The sequence below is a fragment of the Porcincola sp. LCP21S3_C12 genome (assembly GCF_052118625.1).
GTDB lineage: Bacteria > Bacillota > Clostridia > Lachnospirales > Lachnospiraceae > Porcincola.
Window position 1 is genome coordinate 16,629 of sequence record NZ_JBQKGW010000018.1, and the last position, 18,291, is coordinate 34,919.

Below are 18,291 nucleotides of genomic sequence, written 5' to 3' on the forward strand. Positions count from 1 at the left end.
AGGGATGAAAGGAATATTTTCGGTTCTTGTGGAGAATAAAGACGGTGTCCTGTCCGGGATCTCCGGACTGTTTGCCCGAAGAGGATACAACATCGACAGCCTTGCCGTCGGGGAGACGGACAAGCATGATGTCTCCAGCATGACGATTGTATCGACAGGCGACGAACGGACGATTGACCAGATCGAAAAGCAGCTGAACAAGAAGCCGGATGTCATCAAGGTGAGAAGGCTGGAGGAGTCCAAGGCAGTCGAGCTGGAAATGATGATGATCAAGGTTTCCTACTCAGCGACAAACCGGGCTTCGCTGATCGAGCTGTGCAGTGTGATGGGCGCGAAGATTATGCATGTGACGATGAAGTATATGATCATCGAGCTGGCAAAGGAGCCGGAGACACTGGATGAGTTCGTGATGCTGTGCAAGCCGTACGGCATCCTGGAGGTGCAGCGAACCGGAACGATTGCAATGTCGAAAAAGTAAACACTGTAATGTAGTAAACTGGACGGGGCAATGACCCGGAAAGGAGGCGCAGATGAAAAAGCTGATGCGGGCGGCGGCAGCCGCACTGGGACTGGCAGGCATGGTGCTGGCAGGAGCGGGACTGGCGGCTGCCTCGGAGAGCCAGCCGAATTCGGAGGTGCATGTTGCAGAGGAAACCGGGAGCAGCGAGTCATCGGCTGTACAGCAGGAGCAATTACCGGAGAAGACCGGCGGAAAAAGCCGCACGGTCAGCGCCTCGGCAACCGGTGTCGTGATGGAAGTGCCGGATATGGCACAGATTACGTTTGGCATTGTGACAAATGGGGAGAAGGCAGACGCGGCCCAGTCAGAGAATACAGAAAAAGTAAACCAGGTGATCGAAACGCTGAAGGGGATGGGCGTGGATGAAAAAAGCATACAGACTTCCGGCTACAGCATTTCCCCGCAGTATGATTATGACAATCTGGATGCAGACAAACAGCCGAAGCTGACAGGGTATGAGGTGCGGACGACGCTTCAGGTGTCCGACCAGAAGATTGCTGATGCCGGAAAGATCCTCTCCGAAAGCGTGAAGTCCGGTGTTAACGACGTGGAGGGTGTGGTCTATACCTGCTCAACGTACGATGAAAAATACGAGGAGGCGCTCCAGGAAGCTGTGAAGGCAGCCAGAAAAAAAGCAGACGTCCTTGCGAAGGCCGAGGGAGCGTCTGCCGGGAAGGCGGTCTCGATTTCAGAAGGGTACCAGGATCTGTCAGCCAGATATCAGTCCTCCGATATCGGCGCTGTCTATAAGGAAACGGCAGCTGCGGCGCAGGATGCCAGCTCCATTCCGGATCTCAGCGCAGGGACCCTGCAGATCAAGGCGGAAGTGTCCGTGACATACGAGCTGGCATATTGATGATTTCAGCCGCTTTTGCCAGATCCGGAGGACTGAAGTGCAGGCTGAGCCAGATATATGCATGGAGCGCTTCCAGCCGCCAGCACCAGAACACAGTCTGTCCGCCTGATCCGGACACATGCAGGGAGCGCTGCGGTACAGATGGGGGTCAGGCGTCTGCGTACTGATCCAAAAAGCGGAAGATGACCTTGTAGTATTTCTCAAGTGTCTTCCCCTCTGAATTGAAGATTTCATGTTTCGCCTCCGGAAAGCGGATCAGAAGCGCATTCCTGACCTCGTTCCGGAGGCGGTTTTCTGCCTGGTTGTCAACATAGGTATCCTTGCCGGCCTGCAGAATCAGCAGGGGCATCGTCAGGGATGATTTGTCTTTCCAGAGCCTGCGGATGGCACGGAGGGATGCGCGCGCCCAGCGGCAGCTGGATCCGTTCATGGTGTTGGCACCCTGACTTTCCGGCGCAAGCCGGAGCCGAAAGCTGTAGTCATAGCGCTCCCTGCAGGAGGCGCCGCTCTCTTCAAAGTAAGGCTTTCCGTCGAAGTCTCCCTGACCGGGTACATAGCGGTCGTTCCAGCCGAGCAGCTTTGTGCCAAGCGCGGTGAGATTGACCTTCCAGCGAGGCGTAGAACCGAAGTTGATATCGATTATCGGCGAAGAAAGCACTGCGGCCTGAAATATGTCCGGGTATTTTTCCAGGAACAAAGTGGCGATGCAGCCGCCCATAGAGTGGGCGTACAGAAAAAGCGGAAGGGCCGTATAGTCCGGCAGATCTGAGGTTTCGGTCTGGTCCGGAATCACGATTGTATCCAGAAAGCTCTTCAGGTCTTCGACATATTCGTCGAAATCACCGACATCCACCATCGACGGGCTGCTGACCGGACGATAGGACAGACCGTGGCCTCTGAGTTCGAGAAAGTAGATGGAATACCCTTCCTCATAGAAATTGTAGAGAACTTCATGGTATTTTCCGAAGAAGCCGCAGAATCCGTGGAGCATGACGATGATGCCCTTCGGAGAAGGGTTCTTAGCGCGATAGAAATGAATCAGTTTTCCATCCCACCCCGGAAACTGACCGTCCTCCACATGATCCTGAAGCCATGGGCGGACAACGGTTTTCATGTAGGGTTCGAATTTTTCTGCTTCAAACGGAACCATGGCTGCCTCCTCTTCTTCGTCAGACGAAGATCTTTGTGCTCCCCTTGAACAGGGTTCCGACCGGCTTCCCGTGCACGATGTCGTACAGATTCTCCGGTTTTTTACCGTTTGTCACAATTGTATCGATGCCGTTTGCAGTGGCCAGAGCCGCGGCCTCGAGCTTTGTCCGCATCCCGCCGGTGCCTCTCCTGGAGCCGGCGCCGCCCGCCAGCTTCTGGATCTCTTCATCGATGGTGTCGATGCGGGAGATCAGCTTTGCATCCGGATGAAGGCGGGGATCCTTGTCATAGAATCCGTCGATGTCCGAGAAGATGACAAGCTTCTTTGCCCGGACCAGCACGGCGACCACAGCGGAGAGCATGTCGTTGTCTCCGAAGAGCCGGTCCTTTGACTCGATTTCCGTGTAGCTGACAGAATCATTTTCATTCACAACGGGAATGATGCCGAGTTCCAGGAGGGTGTTGAAGGTGTTGGTCAGGTTTTCTTTTTTCTCCTCCTGCTCGATGTCGGAGGCATTGAGCAGAATCTGACCGATCGTCTTATCGTAGTCTCCAAAGAATTTGTCATAGAGGAACATGTTTCTGCACTGGCCGACCGCGGCGGCAGCCTGCTTGAGCGGCATGGAGGAGGGCTTGGACTTCAGGCCGAGCTTGTTGACGCCGACTGCGATCGCTCCGGAAGAGACAAGGACGACCTCATAGCCCATATTCTGGATATCGGAGCAGACAAGCGCCAGATGGTCAAATGAACGCAGGTTGACCTGCCCCAGGTCATTCGTGAGGGTCGAGGTACCGACCTTCACCACGATTCGATTTTGTACGAGACTCATCATCTGTGAAACCTCTATTCTGAAAACTTCTGAAAGCACCGGTGAATACCGGACAAGGTATGAATTTTCTGACATGCCTAGTTTACAACGATGATGGGTATCCGACAAGGCGGGACTGTGGTATTGTGAAGAAATAACGAAGAAGAACAGGAGAGATGAGCGATGAAGTATCCGGAATTTTTAAAGAAGGGGGAGCTGATCGGGGTCTGCGCGCCGTCGGCAGGTGTCGGCAGAAAGCTGGAGAGCTTTGACCGGTCTCTGAGGACTCTGCGGGCGGAGGGCTATCGGATCAGGGAGACCGGATCTGTGCGGCTTGACAGTGAACGGGGAGGCAGCGCACAGGTACGCGGCGATGAACTGAATGCGCTGTTTGCGGATCCTGAGGTGAAGATGGTGATGGCGGCATCCGGGGGAGATTTCCTCGACGAGATGCTTCCATATGCAGACTTTGAGCAGATGAAACGTAACCCGAAGTGGCTGATGGGCGCTTCGGATCCGACGGGGCTTCTGTTTCCCTATACAACCATCTGCGATGTGGCGACACTCTACGGCTGCAATGCAGGAAGCTACGATTTGCCTGACGGCAGCGACACTCAGTGTGCAACTGGAGCAGACGAGAGCAGGTATCTGCGGGATAATCTGCGTTTCCTGAAGGGGGAGAACCCGGTTCAGGAGACCTCGCAAAAGCATCTCGGCTGTGCGCCGTTTCTTGCCGAGAAGATTCAGTTTGATACACCGACGATCTGGAAATCGAATATCGGCGCAGTCCACACAACAGGCCGGTGCATCGGCGGGTGCATCGATGTCCTCAAGGATCTGATCGGGACACCCTGTGACGGGGCCTCCCTGTTTGTGAACCGGTACGGAGAGAAGGATGGGATCATCTGGTACTTTGACAATTTTGCGCTGAGTGCCGAGATGCTGTACCGGACATTCCTTCAGATGAAATATGCGGGATGGTTCCGCTGCACGAAAGCGGTTTTGCTGGGGCGAACCTTGTTTGAGAAAAGCGAGTCCGGCATGACATACGATGAGGCGGTGGAGCGGGCGTTCGGCGGAGCCGGGCAGGAGAAACTGCCAGGGCAGCCGCAGATTCCGGTGATCTGGGAAATGGATATCGGACACACAATTCCGCACATGACGATGATCAACGGGGCGATTCTCCGGCTGGACTATGAAGGCGGAAGGGGAACGCTGGCGTTTCAGGAAAAGTAGCACTCTCTTATTGACAGTGCTAACAATTATGGCTATAACGGTAAGTGTGAAAAGAGGTGAGTGCAGATGGCAGAGAAAAGAGATTACTATGATGTCCTCGGCGTCAGCAGGACTGCCTCGGACGAGGAGATCCGCAAAGCATTCCGCCGGCTTGCACGGAAATATCACCCGGATTCAAACCCGGGAGACAAACAGGCGGAGGCAAAGTTCAAGGAGCTCAACGAAGCATACAGCGTTCTGTCTGACCCGAAGAAGAAGCAGATCTATGACCAGGTCGGCATGGCAGGATTTGACGAAAGTGCAGCCGGCCAGGGCTTTGGCGGTTTTAACGGAAATGGCGGCAATGGATACCAGGAGTTCCATTTTAATGCAAACGATCCCCGCATGAAGGACATGTTCGGAGATATCTTCGGAGATTTCTTCGGCGGCGGCAGCGGTGGCAGCGGCTTCGGAGGATTCAGTTCCGATGGCGGCAGGCGAAGCGGTTTTAGTGGATTTGGCGGTTTCGGAGGCTTTGGTTCCGGCGCCGGTGCGCAGAGCGGATTTGACGGTCAGGATGCCGGACAGCGCGTGGAGAAGCTGGATCGCGAAGGCAACATCAAGGTCCCGTTCACGACTGCGGTATTCGGCGGTGAGGTCAAGGTGACGACGCCGGAGGCGGAGCATGTGATGCTCAGGATTCCGGCAGGGACACCCTGCGGCAAGCGGTTCCGCCTGCCGGGCAAGGGCGCAAGGAGCAGAACCAGTCCTTCAAAGCGCGGCGATCTGTATCTCGTGATGCAGATTGATGTGCCGACGAATCTGACCGCGCAGCAGGTTCGGAAGCTGAGAGAGTTCCAGAAGATGCGTGAGGAGCAGACGGTGTGACCGGTTTTCCGGCCGCGGCGTATAGCCGCGGCGCATATGGCGGAGAAAAGTAGCTGCAGTCCATGCAGCCCATGGGGCTGCGCAGGAAGAAGGGCAGAAAAGCTGCCGGGAATACAGTCAGTCTGTACAGTCGGTCAATCAGGCGGCTGCGGGACAGTTGAGAGTGGCGAATTTCGTGATTTCGACAGTTTCCTCTGTACCCGCAGCCGTTTTTGTGGTTTAATAGGCTTAAAGTTGTATTGCATCAGCTGACCGGAAAAGCGTGCACATCCTCAAATTGGTACGCACAACTTGAGCCGGCAAAAGGAAAAGGAGCTGTATATGCTGGAGAAACTGAAACAACAGGTGTTTGAAGCCAATATGGAGCTGCCAAAGCGCGGACTCGTCACCTTCACCTGGGGGAACGTTTCCGGAATTGACCGGGAGAGCGGACTGTTTGTCATCAAGCCGAGCGGGGTCTCCTACGAAACCATGAAACCGGAAGATATGGTGGTTGTGGATCTGGATGGAAAGGTTGTGGAAGGCGATTACAAACCGTCTGTCGACATGCCGACCCATCTGGAGCTGTACAAGGCATGGCCCGAGATCGGCGGTGTCGTCCACACACATTCTCCATGGGCAACGTCCTGGGCACAGGCCGAGAGAGCGATTCCGGCATACGGAACCACGCACGCTGATTATTTCTATGGCGAGATCCCGTGCTGCAGAGTCATGACGGCGGAGGAAGTCGCCGGTGAGCCAGGACACTATGAGATTGAGCAGGGAAAGGTCATCATCGAGACCTTCCGCGGAAAGAACCCGATGCATGTTCCGGGCTGCGTATGTGCGCATCATGGCCCGTTCACCTGGGGCAAGGATGCGGCGGAGGCTGTCCACAATGCGGTCGTCCTGGAGGAAGTCGCGAAGATGGCGGTTCGGACGGAGCTGATTGACAGAAACAGCGTTCCGGCACCGCAGTATATGCTGGACAAGCATTTCCTGAGGAAGCATGGGAAAAACGCTTACTACGGGCAGACAAAGAAGGGCTGATGGATACCAGCCCGATCGAGACGAAGAAAGGAGTCAATATGACAACGCTGGAGTTACAGAAGATGGCGGTCGAGGTCCGCAAGGGCATTCTGACTGCGGTACATGCGGCAAAATCAGGTCATCCGGGCGGATCCCTCTCTGCGGCAGATGTGTTCACATATCTTTACTTTGAGGAAATGAACATCGATCCGGCGCATCCGGACAAGCCGGACCGCGATCGTTTTGTCCTGTCCAAGGGACATACGGCGCCGGGCTATTACAGTGCGCTGGCACACAGGGGATATTTCCCGGTCGGAGAGCTTTCCACGCTCAGACATGTCGGATCCCGTCTTCAGGGACATCCGTGCATGCAGGATACGCCGGGCGTTGACATGAGTTCGGGATCCCTGGGACAGGGCATCTCGGCTGCTGTCGGTATGGCACTGTCCGCAAAGCTTTCCGGGGACAGCTACAGGGTCTACACTCTGCTGGGCGACGGTGAGCTGGAGGAAGGCCAGGTCTGGGAAGCTTCCATGTTCGCAGGAGACCACAAGCTGGACAATCTCTGTGTCATTGTGGACAACAACAATCTCCAGATTGATGGGCCGATCACGGAAGTCTGCTCTCCGTATCCGATCGACAGGAAGTTTGAGGCTTTCAATTTCCATGTGATCAATGTTGCGGACGGCAACGACATGGATCAGCTCCGCGCGGCATTCAAGGAGGCGCGGGAGACAAAGGGAATGCCGACCGCAATCATCATGAAGACGGTCAAGGGCAAGGGCGTGTCCTACATGGAAAACCAGGTAGGCTGGCACGGCAAGGCTCCGAATGATGAGCAGTATGCGCAGGGCATGGAAGAACTTGAGAAAGCGGGGGAAGCATTATGCCAGAAGTAAAGAAGATTGCAACGAGAGAGAGCTACGGCAACGCGCTTGTCGAGCTTGGAAAGAAACACGACGATGTCGTTGTCCTGGATGCTGACCTTGCAGGCGCAACCAAGACCGGAACCTTCAAGAAGGTATTTCCGGAGCGTCACATTGACTGCGGCATCGCAGAGGCGGACATGATGGGGATCGCAGCCGGGATCGCAACAACCGGAAAAGTGCCGTTCGCTTCAACATTTGCCATGTTTGCAGCCGGGCGTGCCTTTGAGCAGGTTCGAAACTCCATCGGCTATCCGCACCTGAATGTGAAGATCGGTGCAACCCATGCCGGCATCTCCGTCGGCGAGGACGGCGCAACGCACCAGTGCCTGGAGGACATCGCGCTGATGCGGATGATCCCTGGCATGACGGTTGTTGTTCCGAGTGACGACATTGAGGCAAAGGCGGCAGTTGAGGCAGCCTATGAACACAAGGGACCGGTTTATCTGAGATTCGGCCGCCTGGCTGTTCCGGTGATCAATGACAGGCCGGATTACAAGTTCGAGCTCGGGAAGGGTGTCCTGCTCCGGGAGGGCAGCGATGTGACCGTCGTCGCAACCGGACTGGAGGTTGGCTCCGCGCTGGAAGCGGCAGACATGCTGGCGAAGGACGGCGTGAGCGCCGAGGTCATCAACATCCATACTGTCAAGCCGCTTGATGAGGAGATCATTCTGAAGAGTGCGGCGAAGACCGGCAAGGTCGTGACGGCAGAGGAGGCATTTATCGCGGGAGGCCTTGGCGGGGCAGTTGCAGAGCTTCTTTCCGCAAAGCTTCCGACGAAGCTTGCCCGGATTGGCGTCGATGACCAGTTCGGCGAATCTGGGCCGGCTGTCGAACTGCTCCACAAGTACAAGCTCGATGGAGAGGGCGTGTACGAACAGATCAAGGCATTTCTTGGCTGAGTGGACACCGAAAGCAGAGGATGACCACAGGGTGGCAGAGGCAGTACGCCTCTGCCACAGCTGTGCGGCGTGCCGGAAGGAGGCGGAATTGTGATAGCGCTTGGGTGTGACCACGGCGGATTTGAACTGATGCAGGAAGTGAAGAAGCATCTGGACGAACAGAAAATCGCGTACAAGGATTTCGGAACCTATGACACGAAATCAACCGACTATCCGATCTATGCCAGGAGGGTTGTGAAGAGCATCCTCTCGGGTGAGAGTGATAAGGGGATTCTGATCTGCGGAACCGGAATCGGGATCTCCATCACGGCGAACCGCTACAAGGGAATCCGCGCGGCGCTCTGCTCGGACTGCTTTTCGGCAGCTGCGACCAGGGAGCACAATGACGCGAATATCCTGGCAATGGGCGGCAGAGTCCTCGGAGCAGGGCTTGCATGCAGGATTGTAGACACCTTCCTGAATACACCTTTCTCGGAGGGAGAGCGGCACAAGAGAAGGATTGCGATGATCGACGCGCCGGATGAGGCGTGAGACGATTTATTTATGTAGAAGAAACCGGCTGCGGCGTGATGGTGTGCTGCCTGCCTTAAGGCAGCATATTGTGAGGCCTGCAGCCGGTTTCTTTACTCAGGAGGAGCTGAGCGCGTACGCCCACGCAGCCTGAATCTCGGAGGCAAGGTCAGCCCACGCCCAGGTTTTTGAGCTGTTCTCAAGGTTGTTCGGGTCATTCAGCACGAATTTTCCGCCCTTGTCCACACCGGTCAGCACCATGAAATGTCCGACCGCCGAGAACTTTCCGACCCCGACATTGATGAGGACCGGATTCCCGGCTTGCAAAGCCGATGCAATACTCTCCTCATCCACAGAAATCTGCCGGCATGTGATCGGGTCATCTGGGAAAGCATCGGTCACAAGACTCCAGGAGGTGCCCTGGCCGCTTACCCAGTAGCCCTTTCCCTCGGCATAGGAGCACATCGCCGGAACCGTATAAGTCTCCTTGCCGGTCAGCCCGAGCCCGATCATCGTCATACAGGTCGGGGCGCAGGCCGTCAGTCCGGCCGGGCCTCCTCCGTACCAGTTGAAGCCCCAGCGGTAATCCCACTGCATGATCAGCGGAACCCGGGCGGCGCCGGATTTTCCTGTATCCGTGAAGGTCTTCTTTTCTTCATCTGTATAGTGGAAGGCTGCCGGAGATTTGTAATCGTGCCCGTATTCATACAAAAAATGAATGACATTCGGGTTCCCCTCAGCATGGACGATGACATACGGGTAGAACCGGCCGGCCATGTTGGTCTTGACCCACTCATATTCATCCCGCGTATTCTCCACCGTGAGCGTACTTCCGGAGCCGAGCATTGTCGGGCCGCCGTTGTAGCCGGCACCGCCCAGGGAAGTGTCGCTGAGACTGCTTCCCTCCGCCTCGGTGTCCGTCCCCGCCCGACTGCCTGTGCTGTCATTGCCGGCTGCACCAGAGCTGCCATTGTCGGCACCGCCTGTATCTGCGTCTGCCCCAGCGCGGGAACCGGAAACGGTCTCGCTTCTGCCGGCGCCGATCAGCAGCTGGTCAGAGGCCTGCACGGGTAAAGCCAGACCCAGACCGGTACAGGCAGCAAGCAGGCAGACGCATCTGAGGGCGCTGCAGCGTTTGAATGTATATCCTGATCTCTGTTTCATAGATGATTCTCCTGAACTGCTTTCTGCTTTCTTTCATCCAGTTTACAGCCCGCCGGATTTCCTGGCAAGCAGCCGCCTGTGCATCGCCCGGCTGCCCGAACCGGACGACAGCGGGCGTCCCCGCAGGCAGACGCCGTTACCGGTTTTCCTGACAGATGGAGGATGTATTCACTGCCATGCGCACGATTTCGCTGCTGGGTTGAGTTTTTTCTGGCAGCAGGATCGTCGAATTTCCAGTTTACAAATGAAGAACCGGTGATTATGATAATTCGCAAGGGCTGCTGGATATGGCATGTCGGGCAGATCACTGCGGGAAAGCCCGCACGGCGGCTGCAGCACCTGGAATGGACCGCAGGCACAGAAGATTGGAGAGACGCGATGAGTGAAGGCAGGAAACCGTATTCTGAGATGAGCAACGAGGAACTGGAGACACTGGAAAGAAAACTCAAGGCTGAGTACAAAAAGATCCAGGGGCTGGGGCTCGAGCTGAATATGTCAAGAGGAAAGCCCTGTGTGGAACAGCTTGACCTGTCCATGGGCATGATGGATGTACTCAGTTCCGACAGCGATCTGCGCTGCGAGGACGGGACAGACTGCCGCAACTATGGCGTCCTGACTGGCATCCCGGAGGCGATGGAGCTGATGGGCGATATGATGGAAGTCCCGTACGATCATCTGATCATCTATGGGAATTCGTCCCTGAATGTCATGTATGATCAGATTTCACGCTCCTATTCGCACGGCGTGATGGGCAATACCCCCTGGTGCAAGCTGGACAAGGTCAAGTTCCTCTGCGTGGTGCCAGGGTATGACAGACATTTCCGCATCACAGAGTACTTTGGAATCGAGAACGTCTGTGTGCCGATGCTGGAGACCGGACCGGACATGGATAGGGTTGAGGAGCTGGTTTCCTCCGACGAGTCCATCAAGGGAATCTGGTGTGTTCCGAAGTATTCCAATCCGACCGGAAATTCCTACTCCGACGAGACAGTCCGCCGCTTTGCGCGCCTGAAGCCTGCGGCGAAGGACTTCCGTATCTACTGGGATAATGCCTACACTATCCATCATCTGTATGACCACGACCAGGATCACCTGATCGAGATCCTTGCCGAGTGCAAGCGGGCAGGCAATCCGGATCTGGTTTACAAGTTCGCGTCGACCTCCAAGGTCTGCTTCCCGGGTTCGGGCATTGCGGCGATGGCAACCTCCCTCAACAATCTGGAGGACGTCAAGCAGCAGCTCAGGGTGCAGACGATCGGACACGACAAGGTCAACCAGCTGCGTCATGTCCGGTTCTTCAAGGATATCCACGGGATGGTCGAGCACATGAGAAAGCATGCCGACATCCTGCGTCCGAAGTTTGAGATGGTCGAGAAGATCTGCGAGGAAGAGCTCGGCGGACTGGGGATCGCAAAGTGGACGAAACCGAAGGGTGGCTATTTCATCTCCTTTGATACGATGGATGGCTGCGCGAAGGAGGTTGTCCGGAAGTGCGCAAAGGCAGGTGTTGTTCTGACACCGGCCGGGGCGACCTATCCGGGCGGCGTCGATCCGCATGATGCCAACATCCGGATCGCGCCGTCCTTCCCGCCGCTCAATGACCTGAAGACGGCAACCGAGCTGCTCTGCCTGGCAACAAAGTATGCTGCGTGCACGAAGATTCTGGAACAGAGAAGAGCCGAGGCACCGGCACCGGTTGCGGCGCAGTAAGCCCTGTCCTTCTATAAATTCTTCGGAAATGGTTTACAATCAAAAATAATTGGTGTATAGTACGGAAAAGGTCGCAAAGAAGCGCTCATCAATGGCTTCTTTGCGCCTTTTTTGTGGTAAATATCCCATGTGGGGCATACCCGCATCATCACAGGGAGGATCTGCATGTTTGACGTAAGGAAAGACCTGCCGCAGTCGCCGCTGTACGACACAAGCTTTGAGCATGATGCCTGCGGAATCGGCTGCTGTGTAAACATCAAGGGGAAAAAGAGCCATGAGACCGTGAATCATGCTCTGACAATTGTCGAGCACCTGGAGCACCGCGCCGGGAAGGACGCGGAGGGGAAGACAGGAGACGGTGTCGGTATTCTGACCCAGATTCCGCACAAGTTCTTCAGGAAAGTCTGCTCGGAACTCGGGATCAGCATCGGCGGAGAGAGAGAGTACGGCGTCGGCATGTTCTTCTTCCCGCAGAATGAGTTTGCGGAAAACCGTGCGAAGAAGATGTTCGAGACCATCGCACAGAAAGAAGGCCTGAAGTTCCTGGGTTGGAGAAAGGTTGATATTTGTCCGCAGGTGCTGGGGCACAAGGCCCTTTCCTGCATGCCGGATATCTGGCAGGCGTTCATCGAGAAGCCGAAGAACGTCGCAAAGGGGCTGGATTTTGACCGCCGCCTTTATGTCGTCAGACGGCTGTTCGAGCAGAGCTCGGAGACAACCTATGTTCTTTCATTGTCTTCCAGAACCATTGTCTACAAGGGCATGTTCCTGGTCGGACAGCTGCGCACGTTCTTCAAGGATCTGCAGGATGAGGACTTTGAGTCCGCAATCACGATCGTGCATTCCAGATTCTCGACGAACACCAACCCGTCCTGGGAGAGAGCGCATCCGTACCGCTTCATTGTCCACAACGGAGAGATCAACACCATCAAGGGAAATGCGGACAAAATGCAGGCACGCGAGGAGAATATGTCGTCTCCGTATCTCGAAGACCAGATGGCGAAGGTCCTGCCGGTGATCAAGGAGGGAGGCTCAGACTCCGCGATGCTGGACAATACGCTGGAATTTCTGGTCATGAGCGGAATGCCGCTTCCACTGGCTGTCATGATCACGATCCCGGAGCCCTGGGACAACAACAGCGCGATGAGCCAGAGGCGGAAGGACTTCTATCAGTATTACGCGACGATGATGGAGCCGTGGGATGGCCCGGCATCCATTATATTTACAGATGGCGATATGATGGGCGCTGTTCTCGACCGGAACGGTCTGCGTCCGTCCCGCTATCTGATTACGGACGACGATACATTGATTCTCTCCTCGGAGGTCGGTGTACTGCCGATTCCGCCGGAAAAGATTGTGGTCAAGGAACGTCTTCATCCGGGCAAGATGCTGCTGGTAGATACCATAGAAGGACGTGTGATCGACGATGACGAGCTGAAAAAGCACTACGCCGGCGCTCAGCCGTACGGCGAGTGGATCGATTCCCATATGGTCAGCCTGAAGGATCTGAGGATTCCGAATCAGAGAGTGCCGCGGTACGGAGAGGACATGCTGCAGAAGATGCAGAAGGCCTTCGGCTATACCTACGAGGAGGTTAAGACCTCCATCCTGCCGATGGCCCTGACCGGGAATGAGCCGATCGACGCAATGGGCGTCGATACACCGCTTCCGGTGCTGGCCAAGACGTATCATCCCCTGTTTGACTACTTCAAGCAGCTCTTCGCGCAGGTCACCAATCCGCCGATTGACGCGATCCGTGAGAAGATCGTCACATCGACAACTGTCTATCTGGGCAAGTCCGGAAACCTCCTCGAGGAAAAGCCGGAGAACTGCGAGATGCTGAAGGTGGACAATCCGATTCTGACGGACACCGATCTGATGAAGATCCGGAACATGAAGCGCCCGGGCTTCAAGGTCGAAGTGATCCCGATGATTTACTACAAGAACACCAGTCTTGAGAAGGCGATCGAACGCATGTACATCGACGTCGACCGCGCATTTAAGGAGAACGCCAACATCCTGATCCTCTCCGACCGCGGCGTTGACGAGACGCATGTCGCGATCCCGTCGCTTCTGGCCGTGGCTGCGGTCAACCATCACCTGGTTGTGACAAAGAAGCGGACCAGCGTGTCCCTCGTTCTGGAGAGCGCGGAGCCCAGGGAGGTGCATCACTTTGCGGCCCTTCTCGGCTTCGGCGCAACGGCAGTCAATCCGTATCTGGCGCAGGAGACCGTCTGGGAGCTGGTTGAGAATCACATGCTCGACAAGGATCCGTACGCGGCGGTCGATGACTATGACCGCGCTGTTCGGGACGGCATCGTCAAGATTGCCTCGAAGATGGGAATCAGCACGATCCAGTCCTATTCCGGATCGAAGATCTTCGAAGCGATCGGGATCGACAAGAACGTCATCGACACGTATTTTCCGGGCGTCGTCTGCAGAGTCGGCGGGATTACGCTGAAGGATATCGAGAAGTCTGTCGATGATCTGCACTCCGCGGTTTTCGACCCGCTTGAGGTTGAGACAGACGAGACGCTGAACTCCCCCGGACATCACCAGATGCGCTCAGGAGGAGACGACCATCTCTACAATCCGGCGACGATCCATGCGCTGCAGATGGCGACGAGAAACGGCGATTACAAGATGTTCAAGACCTACTCAGATCTGGTTGAGGACGAGGACTCCGTCAAGACGCTGAGAGGGCTGATGGACTTCAACTATGCAAAGAAGCCGGTTCCGATTGAGGAGGTCGAGCCGGCATCGGAGATCGTGAAGCGCTTCAAGACAGGAGCGATGTCCTTCGGGGCCATTTCCGAGGAGGCCCATGAGACCATGGCCATCGCGATGAACCATCTGCATGGCAAGTCGAACACCGGCGAGGGCGGAGAGGATTCCTCTCGGTTCCATGTCGGAAAGGATGGCATCGATCGAAACTCCGCGATCAAACAGGTCGCATCCGGACGCTTCGGCGTGACGAGTGAGTATCTGATGAGCGCAAAGGAGATTCAGATCAAGATGGCACAGGGAGCCAAGCCGGGCGAGGGCGGCCATCTTCCGGGAGCGAAGGTCTATCCGTGGGTCGCGAAGGTTCGCCACTCGACGCCGGGGGTGTCTCTGATCTCCCCGCCGCCGCACCATGACATCTACTCGATTGAGGATCTGGCGCAGCTGATCTATGACCTGAAGAATGCCAACCGGGCAGCCGACATCAACGTGAAGCTGGTCTCTGAGGCGGGTGTCGGCACCGTTGCGGCGGGTGTTGCAAAGGCAGGTGCGCAGGTCATCCTCATATCCGGGTATGACGGGGGCTCCGGAGCAGCTCCGAGAAGCTCGATCCACAATGCGGGTCTGCCGTGGGAACTGGGACTTGCGGAGACGCACCAGACACTGATTCAGAACGGCCTCCGCTCAAGAGTGCGGCTGGAGACGGACGGCAAGCTGATGACCGGGCGGGATGTCGCGATTGCGGCGATTCTCGGCGCGGAGGAGTTTGGCTTTGCAACCGCCGTGCTGGTTTCGATGGGCTGCGTCATGATGCGTGTCTGCAACAAGGACACCTGCCCGATGGGTGTTGCCACACAGAACCCGGAGCTGCGCAAGCGTTTCTGCGGGAAGCCGGAATACATCGAGAACTTCATGCTGTTCGTCGCGGAGGAGCTTCGTGAATATATGTCGAAGCTGGGCGTCCGGACGGTGGATGAGCTGGTCGGAAGATCAGATCTGCTCAAGGTGCGCGACAATCTGCCGGAGCGGTGGCAGAAGGTTGATCTGTCTGCGATCCTGAACAATCCGTATGACGCGCGGAAGATGAGCGTCACTTTTGACCCGAAGAAGGTCTACGACTTCAAGCTGGAGAACACACTGGACGAGAAGGTCCTTCTTAAAAAGCTCGGATATGCGCTTGAGAAGGGCGAGAAGGCGTCGATGAGCCTGAGTGTCAGCAATACAGACCGGGCATTCGGCACGATCTTCGGCTCGGAGATCACGAAGCGGTACGGCAATACGCTTCCGGACGATACCTTCCACATCCGCTGCGAGGGAGCGGGCGGCCAGAGCTTCGGCGCGTTCATCCCGAAGGGGCTGACGCTGGAGCTGGAGGGCGACAGCAACGACTATTTCGGAAAGGGACTTTCCGGCGGCGAGCTTGTGGTCTATCCGCCGAAGTCGTCCAGGTTCCGCCAGGATACGAACATCGTTATCGGAAATGTCGCTCTGTACGGGGCAACCTCGGGCAGCGCTTATATCTGCGGAACCGCAGGCGAGCGGTTCTGCGTCCGCAATTCCGGAGCCAATGCAGTGGTCGAGGGCTGCGGCGATCATGGCTGTGAGTATATGACGGGCGGTAAGGCACTGATTCTGGGCTCGGTCGGCAAGAACTTTGCGGCGGGCATGTCGGGCGGTGTTGCCTATGTACTCGACGAGGACAATGACCTGTATACCAAGATCAACAAGACCATGGTGTCCTCCAGGGAGATTACCTCGAAGTACGATGTCATGGATATGAAGGAAATGCTTGAGGAACATGTGCGGGTCACGGGATCCGTGAAAGGCAAAGAGATTCTGGAGCATTTTGAGGACTATCTTCCGAAGTTCAAGAAGATCATCCCGCACGATTATGAACAGATGCTGGGACTGATCGCGAAGGCGGAGGAGAGAGGACTGTCGCCGGAACAGGCGCAGTCGGAAGCGTTCTACATGAAGCAGAGCCAGAGTGCGTAATGGCGTACCTGACATGGCGGCTGCCTGAATCGCTGTACCGGCCTCTGCAGACAAACCATGTGTGAAGCCACATTCGGCAGGGGAAAGATGCAGCCGCAAAAATGAAGCAGCCATCGTGGCAAAGCGGCAGTCTGAGCGGGCAGGCTGCCGGGGTGGTTTGGACAGCCTGCCGGATATGCGTGTATGAAGAAAGGACAGGAAGATGGGGAAGCCTACGGGATTTCTGGAATATGACAGGGTCGATCCGGTTTCGGAGGACCCGAAGGAGCGCATCAAAAACTGGAATGAGTTCCACGAACATCTCTCCCTCGAGGAGCAGAAGAAGCAGGGGGCCAGATGCATGGACTGCGGCGTTCCGTTCTGTCAGTCGGGCATGACACTCGCCGGCATGACGAGCGGCTGCCCGCTGCACAATCTGTGCCCGGAGTGGAATGATCTGGTCTATCACGGAAACTGGAAAGAGGCCTACAGCCGCCTGCACAAGACCAACAATTTTCCGGAATTCACCTCAAGGGTGTGTCCGGCGCTCTGTGAGAAGGCTTGTACCTGCAGTGTTCACGGTGATGCTGTCACAACGAGGGACAATGAATACGCGATCATTGAATATGCATACGAGCATGGGTACGCCGCCGCCAAGCCGCCGAAGGTGCGCACCGGAAAGAAGGTGGCGATCATCGGCTCCGGCCCGGCAGGGCTTGCCTGCGCGGATATGCTGAATCACAGAGGACATCAGGTGACGGTGTATGAGCGCGATGACCGCATCGGGGGCCTTCTGATGTACGGAATCCCGAACATGAAGCTGGAGAAGCAGATCGTAGACCGCAAGGTCGGCATCATGAAGGAGGAGGGCATCACCTTTCTGACCGGCATGGATGTCGGAAAGGATGTCAAGCCGAAAGCGCTTCTGAAGGAGTACGATGCGGTCGTGCTTGCCTGCGGGGCGAAGCAGGCAAGAGACCTGAAGGGACCCGGACGTGATGCGAAGGGAATCTATTTTGCGGTTGATTTCCTCGCAAGGAATACGAAAAGCCTGCTGGATTCCCATTTCCAGGATGGAAAGTATGTCGAGACGAAAGGGAAGAATGTCGTGATCGTCGGCGGGGGCGATACGGGAAATGACTGTACTGGGACCGCGATCCGCCATGGCTGCAAGTCTGTCACAGCCATTGAGATGATGCCGAAGGCACCGGACGAGCGCGCAGCGGACAATCCATGGCCGGAGTGGCCGAAAGTCAGCAAGACAGACTATGGCCAGGAGGAGGCAATTGCCCTGTTCGGACATGATCCGAGGATCTACGAGACGACGGTCAAGGAATTCCTCAAGGACAAGGATGGGAATCTGCGCGCGGTGAAGACGGTCGGACTCAGATTCGAGAAGGATCCGCAAACCGGCAGGCGGAAGATGACAGAGGTGCCTGGCAGTGAGAAGGAGCTTCCGTGCGAGGTGCTTGTAATCGCGGCAGGGTTCCTCGGGCCGGAGAAGTATGTAACAGATGCGTTTGGCGTTGAGACGACAGAACGCTCCAATGTTAAGACAGCAGAGGGCGGCTACCAGACCTCTGTGGAGAAGGTCTTCAGCTGCGGCGACATGCACACCGGACAGTCCCTTGTTGTCAAGGCCATCCGCCAGGGACGCGAGTGTGCCGAGGCGGTGGACAAGAGCCTCATGGGTTATACAAACATCAGGGTGCAGTAACCGCTGCGCCGCTTGAGCAGAGACATCTGCCTCCGCAGCCTCTGCTGCAGGCGTCATTCGCGGATATATACATATGAATTCAGCCGCCGATTGTAAAATGAAGTTGGACATCTGAATATAATAAAGATCCATGGCAGGATCTTTGGTAGAATGTAAGTCACCACAACAAACTTTCTACAGGAGAATCGCCACCATGGACTGCTCTTATTCTACCATAAC

The 18,291-nt window shown here is 56.1% G+C and carries 14 protein-coding genes; 11 read left to right on the top strand and 3 right to left on the bottom strand.

The window, feature by feature from the left end:
* Positions 1-4 precede the first annotated feature (4 nt).
* Both ilvN and ACTQ1N_RS09880 read left to right on the top strand, forming a co-directional pair.
* Positions 5-478, top strand: coding sequence for an acetolactate synthase small subunit (gene ilvN, locus ACTQ1N_RS09875; RefSeq protein WP_154525962.1), 474 nt, complete (start codon positions 5-7; stop codon positions 476-478).
* 52 nt (positions 479-530) lie between these two features.
* Positions 531-1,376: an SIMPL domain-containing protein gene (locus ACTQ1N_RS09880; RefSeq protein WP_441956590.1), complete on the top strand. Its 846-nt coding sequence runs from the start codon at positions 531-533 to the stop codon at positions 1,374-1,376.
* A 148-nt stretch (positions 1,377-1,524) separates the two neighbouring features.
* On the opposite strand, the gene ACTQ1N_RS09885 is transcribed toward ACTQ1N_RS09880, so the two are convergent.
* Positions 1,525-2,526, bottom strand: coding sequence for an alpha/beta fold hydrolase (locus tag ACTQ1N_RS09885; RefSeq protein ID WP_441956591.1), 1,002 nt, complete (start codon positions 2,524-2,526; stop codon positions 1,525-1,527).
* A gap of 19 nt (positions 2,527-2,545) precedes the next feature.
* On the bottom strand, positions 2,546-3,355 hold the full coding sequence (gene proB, locus ACTQ1N_RS09890; protein ID WP_441956623.1) for a glutamate 5-kinase: 810 nt from the start codon (positions 3,353-3,355) through the stop codon (positions 2,546-2,548).
* 162 nt (positions 3,356-3,517) lie between these two features.
* On the opposite strand from proB, the gene ACTQ1N_RS09895 reads away from it, so the two are divergent.
* From ACTQ1N_RS09895 to rpiB, 6 genes are all read left to right on the top strand, one after another.
* On the top strand, positions 3,518-4,570 hold the full coding sequence (locus ACTQ1N_RS09895) for a S66 family peptidase (RefSeq protein ID WP_441956592.1): 1,053 nt from the start codon (positions 3,518-3,520) through the stop codon (positions 4,568-4,570).
* A gap of 66 nt (positions 4,571-4,636) precedes the next feature.
* On the top strand, positions 4,637-5,437 hold the full coding sequence (locus tag ACTQ1N_RS09900; protein ID WP_441956593.1) for a DnaJ domain-containing protein: 801 nt from the start codon (positions 4,637-4,639) through the stop codon (positions 5,435-5,437).
* A 321-nt stretch (positions 5,438-5,758) separates the two neighbouring features.
* Positions 5,759-6,466, top strand: a complete 708-nt coding sequence (locus tag ACTQ1N_RS09905) for an L-ribulose-5-phosphate 4-epimerase (RefSeq protein ID WP_441956594.1) — start codon at positions 5,759-5,761, stop codon at positions 6,464-6,466.
* A 38-nt stretch (positions 6,467-6,504) separates the two neighbouring features.
* On the top strand, positions 6,505-7,344 hold the full coding sequence (locus tag ACTQ1N_RS09910) for a transketolase (protein WP_441956624.1): 840 nt from the start codon (positions 6,505-6,507) through the stop codon (positions 7,342-7,344).
* On the top strand, positions 7,332-8,273 hold the full coding sequence (locus tag ACTQ1N_RS09915) for a transketolase family protein (protein ID WP_441956595.1): 942 nt from the start codon (positions 7,332-7,334) through the stop codon (positions 8,271-8,273). Before ACTQ1N_RS09910 ends, ACTQ1N_RS09915 begins: the two co-directional genes overlap by 13 nt.
* Positions 8,274-8,363: 90 nt before the next feature.
* Entirely contained in the window at positions 8,364-8,804 is a 441-nt protein-coding gene (gene rpiB, locus ACTQ1N_RS09920) for a ribose 5-phosphate isomerase B (protein WP_441956596.1), read from the top strand.
* 96 nt (positions 8,805-8,900) lie between these two features.
* Here rpiB and ACTQ1N_RS09925 read toward each other — a convergent pair whose 3' ends face one another.
* Positions 8,901-9,947: a C39 family peptidase gene (locus tag ACTQ1N_RS09925; RefSeq protein ID WP_441956597.1), complete on the bottom strand. Its 1,047-nt coding sequence runs from the start codon at positions 9,945-9,947 to the stop codon at positions 8,901-8,903.
* A gap of 378 nt (positions 9,948-10,325) precedes the next feature.
* Here ACTQ1N_RS09925 and ACTQ1N_RS09930 point away from each other — a divergent pair, with 378 nt between their 5' ends.
* From ACTQ1N_RS09930 to ACTQ1N_RS09940, 3 genes are all read left to right on the top strand, one after another.
* A complete protein-coding gene (locus ACTQ1N_RS09930; RefSeq protein ID WP_441956598.1) occupies positions 10,326-11,657 on the top strand; it encodes an aminotransferase class I/II-fold pyridoxal phosphate-dependent enzyme in 1,332 nt (443 codons plus the stop codon).
* A 165-nt stretch (positions 11,658-11,822) separates the two neighbouring features.
* Positions 11,823-16,376 carry a glutamate synthase large subunit gene (gene gltB / locus ACTQ1N_RS09935; RefSeq protein WP_441956599.1) on the top strand — a complete coding sequence of 1,518 codons (4,554 nt, stop codon included), beginning with the start codon at positions 11,823-11,825 and terminating at the stop codon, positions 16,374-16,376.
* A 202-nt stretch (positions 16,377-16,578) separates the two neighbouring features.
* Positions 16,579-18,072, top strand: coding sequence for a glutamate synthase subunit beta (locus ACTQ1N_RS09940; protein ID WP_441956600.1), 1,494 nt, complete (start codon positions 16,579-16,581; stop codon positions 18,070-18,072).
* Positions 18,073-18,291: the final 219 nt, after the last annotated feature.

What these genes read in the sequence shown, in the direction of transcription:
- ACTQ1N_RS09910 (WP_441956624.1), top strand. Translation starts at nt 6,505, where the DNA reads ATGACAACGCTGGAGTTACAGAAGATGGCGGTCGAGGTCCGCAAGGGC.
- ACTQ1N_RS09880 (WP_441956590.1), top strand. Translation starts at nt 531, where the DNA reads ATGAAAAAGCTGATGCGGGCGGCGGCAGCCGCACTGGGACTGGCAGGC.
- ACTQ1N_RS09900 (WP_441956593.1), top strand. Translation starts at nt 4,637, where the DNA reads ATGGCAGAGAAAAGAGATTACTATGATGTCCTCGGCGTCAGCAGGACT.
- ACTQ1N_RS09895 (WP_441956592.1), top strand. Translation starts at nt 3,518, where the DNA reads ATGAAGTATCCGGAATTTTTAAAGAAGGGGGAGCTGATCGGGGTCTGC.
- gltB (WP_441956599.1), top strand. Translation starts at nt 11,823, where the DNA reads ATGTTTGACGTAAGGAAAGACCTGCCGCAGTCGCCGCTGTACGACACA.
- ACTQ1N_RS09885 (WP_441956591.1), bottom strand. Translation starts at nt 2,526, where the DNA reads ATGGTTCCGTTTGAAGCAGAAAAATTCGAACCCTACATGAAAACCGTT.
- proB (WP_441956623.1), bottom strand. Translation starts at nt 3,355, where the DNA reads ATGAGTCTCGTACAAAATCGAATCGTGGTGAAGGTCGGTACCTCGACC.
- ACTQ1N_RS09925 (WP_441956597.1), bottom strand. Translation starts at nt 9,947, where the DNA reads ATGAAACAGAGATCAGGATATACATTCAAACGCTGCAGCGCCCTCAGA.
- ACTQ1N_RS09905 (WP_441956594.1), top strand. Translation starts at nt 5,759, where the DNA reads ATGCTGGAGAAACTGAAACAACAGGTGTTTGAAGCCAATATGGAGCTG.
- ACTQ1N_RS09915 (WP_441956595.1), top strand. Translation starts at nt 7,332, where the DNA reads ATGCCAGAAGTAAAGAAGATTGCAACGAGAGAGAGCTACGGCAACGCG.
- ACTQ1N_RS09930 (WP_441956598.1), top strand. Translation starts at nt 10,326, where the DNA reads ATGAGTGAAGGCAGGAAACCGTATTCTGAGATGAGCAACGAGGAACTG.
- ilvN (WP_154525962.1), top strand. Translation starts at nt 5, where the DNA reads ATGAAAGGAATATTTTCGGTTCTTGTGGAGAATAAAGACGGTGTCCTG.
- ACTQ1N_RS09940 (WP_441956600.1), top strand. Translation starts at nt 16,579, where the DNA reads ATGGGGAAGCCTACGGGATTTCTGGAATATGACAGGGTCGATCCGGTT.